The sequence below is a fragment of the Alcanivorax sp. HI0083 genome (assembly GCF_001635175.1).
Genome location: NZ_LWFX01001265.1, coordinates 1 through 1,235 on the forward strand (window position 1 = coordinate 1; position 1,235 = coordinate 1,235).

Annotated in this window: 2 protein-coding genes; both read left to right on the top strand. The window is 56.6% G+C overall.

All coding sequences use genetic code 11. The features are described from left to right. Positions 1–165 precede the first annotated feature (165 nt). The gene (locus A3754_RS18625; protein ID WP_011589301.1) at positions 166–582 is read left to right on the top strand and encodes an OsmC family protein; all 417 of its coding nucleotides are present in this window, start codon (positions 166–168) and stop codon (positions 580–582) included. A 148-nt stretch (positions 583–730) separates the two neighbouring features. Further along, on the top strand, positions 731–1,235 hold a 505-nt coding region (speD, locus tag A3754_RS18630; protein WP_369817625.1), incomplete at its 3' end, for an adenosylmethionine decarboxylase.

Genomic DNA, 1,235 nt, shown 5'->3' on the forward strand with positions numbered 1-1,235 from the left:
TCCTGGTCTGTCACCCCATCTCAAACGCAGGCCGAACGCCTGATTGCGCCCACCCCGGAAGGGGGCGCAGCCCCCGTGCTATGGTACTCTGCGCCCCCTTCCGGGGTGGGCGCAATCAGGCGTTCGGCCTGCGTTTGAGATGGGGTGACAGACCAGGAGATCACCATGAAAGCAGTGGTTAAGTGGCAGGGCGAAGCCTGCTATGAAGCGGAAACCGAAAGCGGCCACAAGGTGCTGATGGATGGCCCGCCGGATCACGGTGGCCAGAACCGTGGGCCGCGCCCCATGGAAACCCTGTTACTGGGCGTGGGCGGCTGTTCCTCCTTTGATGTGATCCATATTCTCAAGAAATCCCGACAGGACGTGACTGATTGCCGCTGCGAGCTGACTGCCGAGCGGGCCGATGAAGTACCGGCGGTGTTCAGCAAGATCCACCTGCACTTTATTGTCAGCGGCAACAGCCTCAAGGAAGCCCATGTGAAACGGGCGGTTGAGTTGTCGGCAGAGAAATACTGCTCTGCCAGCATTATGCTGACACGCGGTGGTGTCGAGATCACCCATAGTTATACCATTGAAGGCTGAGGTGCCCGGTGGGTGCCTCAGTAACGCAATATGCCGGCCTGGCCGGTGATTCGCGGCGTCCTTCGGGATGTTGCAAACAAGGTAGCCGCACGGGGTGCGGTGGTGTGTTTGTCTTAACGTGGCGATGAAACGCCCATGGGGTACGGCTGTGGTGAAAGATCCCAATCCCAAGATTACGGTTCATGGTTTCAACAACCTGACCAAATCCTTGAGCTTCAATATTTTCGATATTGCTTACGCGAAGACCGAGCAGCATCGTCAGGAATATATCGAATATATTGACGAGCTGTATAACGCGGAGCGTCTCACCGAGATTCTCACCAACGTGACCAAAATCATTGGTGCCAACATTTTGAATGTGGCCCGCCAGGATTACGATCCGCAGGGTGCCAGTGTGACCATGCTGATCGCCGAGCACGAAACCCCGCCGGATGGGTCTGACTGGGACGAAGAAGCGCCGGGCCCGTTGCCGGAGACGGTGGTGGCTCACCTGGACAAGAGTCATGTGACGGTGCATACCTATCCGGAATCCCATCCAGATAACGGTATTTCCACGTTTCGAGTGGATGTGGATGTCTCCACCTGTGGTGTGATTTCCCCGCTACGTGCGTTGAATTACCTGATCCACAGTTTCGATTCCGATATCGTTACCG